The organism is Roseateles sp. P5_E11 (assembly GCF_054049355.1).
On record NZ_JBFUMO010000629.1, the window covers coordinates 1 to 3,161 of the forward strand.

4 protein-coding genes are annotated in these 3,161 nt (G+C 69.3%); all 4 read right to left on the minus strand.

All coding sequences use genetic code 11. The features are described 5' to 3' along the window. Positions 1–46 precede the first annotated feature (46 nt). Positions 47–922 carry a PEP-CTERM sorting domain-containing protein gene (locus tag ACXJKR_RS28180; protein ID WP_457325647.1) on the minus strand — a complete coding sequence of 292 codons (876 nt, stop codon included), beginning with the start codon at positions 920–922 and terminating at the stop codon, positions 47–49. 21 nt (positions 923–943) lie between these two features. Continuing rightward, positions 944–1,858, minus strand: coding sequence for an ACP S-malonyltransferase (locus ACXJKR_RS28185; protein ID WP_457325648.1), 915 nt, complete (start codon positions 1,856–1,858; stop codon positions 944–946). Beyond that, on the minus strand, positions 1,859–2,689 hold the full coding sequence (gene mdcB, locus ACXJKR_RS28190; RefSeq protein WP_457325649.1) for a triphosphoribosyl-dephospho-CoA synthase MdcB: 831 nt from the start codon (positions 2,687–2,689) through the stop codon (positions 1,859–1,861). Continuing rightward, the coding region (gene mdcG, locus ACXJKR_RS28195) for a malonate decarboxylase holo-[acyl-carrier-protein] synthase (protein ID WP_457325650.1) at positions 2,686–3,161 on the minus strand (476 nt) is incomplete at its 5' end. The genes mdcB and mdcG, both read right to left, overlap by 4 nt.

The following is a 3,161-nucleotide window of genomic DNA, read 5'->3' on the forward strand; positions in this document are numbered from 1 at the left end:
ACAAAACCAGGTCAACGTGTGCCTGGCCGACTCGGAGACGAGCCAACTAATCTTTGCGGCGGCGAAGACGTGCGCCTACACCTGCCAGGCCGGCCAGCCAGAGGGCCATGGTCGCCGGTTCCGGAACGGCGGTCACGGAGTCGGCGGAGGCGGTCAGACCGATGACCATCCTGGCAAAGGTCGTCTCTCCCGGATTCGTCCAGCTTGCGGTCAGAAGCATCGGGCCGCTGTAGTTGGGGAAGGACGAGTCGATGAAGGCTTCCGTGTAGTTGCCGGGAGCGCAGGTTTCCGCCCAACTGCAAAAGTCGATGTAGACATTCGCCTGCCCGTTGGCGCCGCTGACCTGCAGGCTGCTCAAGGCGGCGGTCACCGTGATGGTGGTATGTCCGCTGACCTGCATCAGCCCATCAAAAACCTTCGCGTTGGCCCAACCGGACTGTCCCCCGGTGACGTTCACCTTCGCGGAGGCGGACACGCCGTTCAGGCTGTTGTAGTTCTCGGTGGAGCTTGTCGCCGTCAACTTGGCTTGCGCCATGGAGCCAGCCGCGGCAACCGATGCACCGATCACGTCGCCCTGCCAGCCGCTGGCCGTATCGCTGAAACTCGGATCCACCAGCCCAACCGATGCGCCCGATGGCAGCGGCAGCCAGGTCACGCCCTTGAACAACTGAGCCCAACCCTCGCCCCCCGAAGAGGTGACGTTGATGTTGCTGATGCTCGCTTCGGCGGTAGCCGCGGCGGCCAGTTGCGAAGCAGCGAGCAGTGCTGCGCTGATGACGTACTTGAATCGATGCACGATGGTCTCCTGCGTGTTATTGGCGGACCGGGCGAGACGCCCGTGGGAATTGACTTGCCTGGTGACGTCTTGAGCCGTAGCCCATTGCGGTATTACCAGTTTCTCATTTTCGACCAATGCGGTCATACCAGAGAAAACACCTACGGCTCAGCTGAGTTGCCGATGCAGCCAGCCCAGCACGCCGTCCGGCCCCTGGAACTCGTCGATCGACCGAGCCGGGATGTCGGGGTGCCGCTCGCGCCACATGGATGCCAGTGCGGCACCGGGGCCGATTTCCAGCACGCAGCGAACGCCGCGTTCGGCGATGCTGTCCATGCAGTCGTCCCATCGCACAGTGCTGGCAATCTGGCCGGCAAGTGCGGCCGCCAGCGCGGCGGGGACTCTGCTGGCAGCACCGGTGAAGTTGCAGACCACGGCGGTGCGTGGCGCCTGGAGACTGACCGTCGCCAGGTGCCGTGCGAACACCGTCGCCGCAGCCGCCATGGCCGGCGTGTGCGAGGCGATGCCAATGGGCAGGCGCGTGCAGCGCAGGCCGGCGGCGGACCAGCGGGCCGCGTTGGCGTCGAGTTCGGCCGCAACGCCGCCGACGATGACGCGCTCCGCGCTGATGCGGATCGCAATCGCCAACGAGGCTGGGGAGGCTTGGGCCAGGCGCAGCGCGTTCGGGCCCTGCACAGCAAGCAGCCCCGTGTCCTGGCCAGCCACGCCGTCACTCATGGCCTGCGCGCGAACGGCCGCGAGCTCGAGGGCGGTTGAGGCGTCAAACACACCCGCCGCCGCGAATGCGGCCAGCTCGCCGACGCTGTAGCCGGCTACCACCGCCGGTGGCGGCAAGCGCGCCGCCAGCGCCTGCCAGGCGGCGATGCCGACACCCGTCAGCAGCAGCTGCGCGACCCGATTGGCATGCAGCCAGGCCGAGTCGCCCAGGCGATCACGCCAGCCTGGACCCAGGTGCCGGGCCAGGGCATCCAGCGCCGGCCTGGCAGCGGGCTGTGCGTCCAGCCAGGGCAGCATCTGCGGGTGCTGTGCGCCCTGCCCGGGGAAGAGCAGCGCCAGGCCCATTCAGCGCAGGCGTTCCAGCCAGCAGGCGGCGGCGAGGGTGTCGGCCGCGCCGCCGGGGGACAGGCGCTGGCGCACGAACTCGGCGCTGATCGTTTGGACCGTTTCGAGGCCCTGGGATGCACCACCCGTGGCGAGGAAGTCTCGCGCGGTGGCCTGCGCGAAGCGCAACCCCTCGAGGCCGCCGCGGTGGGCGAGGTTGCTGTCGTCCAGCACGGCCATGACGGCGAACAAGGTGTCGAGCCGGGCCGCGGCCGCCGAAAGGCCGCGCGCCCGGGCCGAACGCAAGGCTGGCTCGGCCGTCTCGAACAGCGTCGGAAAGCCCAGAGCGGCTTCGGTCGAAGCGCTGCGCAGTTGAAAGCGCTGCGCAGCCAGCCCGCCGGGCAGCGTGGGAGGGCGCTGCGCGCGAGCGGCCAGCGTCTCGCCCCAGCGCGTCAGCAGCGTCTGCCTGATCAGGGCGGGAGTGGGTTGTTGGCCCAGCGCGCCCGCTGCAGCGCACAGCAAGCCCAGCATGAAGATCGCGCCGCGGTGCGTGTTGATGCCGCCCGTGGCGGCCAGCATGCGGGCTTCGGCCGCGATGCCGCAGCGCTCCAGCGCCTCGAAGGGCGCGCCAGCGGCCCCCAGTTCGGCGATGCGAACAAAGTAGCTGCGCAGCGCGAACAGGCTGCGCATGAAGCTGTGGGCGTCCATGTCGGCATGGCTGCCGCGGTCGGTCAGCGTGACGAGGCCGGGCTTGGGTGACAGCGCGAGCTCGTCATAGAGCGCCAGCGTGGCGGCGCGGCCGATCTGCTGGGGCGTGGGGGCGCTGGGCGCCAGCGCGCGATGTGGCCTCATGCCAGCGCCTCCATCGAAGCGCCGTTGAGCCGTTTCACCAACAGAGCCTGCGGGCCACCGCTGCGCCAGGCGAGCCACTCACGCCAGGCAACGGCGGCGTTGCCGTCGAAGACGAGTTCGCCATCGATCCGCCGGGAGGGCGAGGCGAAGGCGTTCAATGCGGCGGCCGCGGCATCGGCCTGTTCCTTGCTGCCGACTCCTACCCACACGTCGAGATCCGAGCCCTCGCGCACGTGCTGCAGTCCGGTGATGTGTTGCCAGCCATGGCTGCCGTAGACGCGGGCCGTTGCGCCGCAGGCCTGCAGGGCCAGGGCCAGCTGGCGGGCGGGTGCGCGGGTGCTCTGAGGCAGTTGGGTGAGGACCTGGTCCAGGCGCGGGAACTCGTCGAAGTACAGCACCTCGGTGCGCTCGACGCGCAGCGCAATGCGTCGATGGCCCCAGCGGCGCGGCGCGCACAGGCCCAACGCAATGC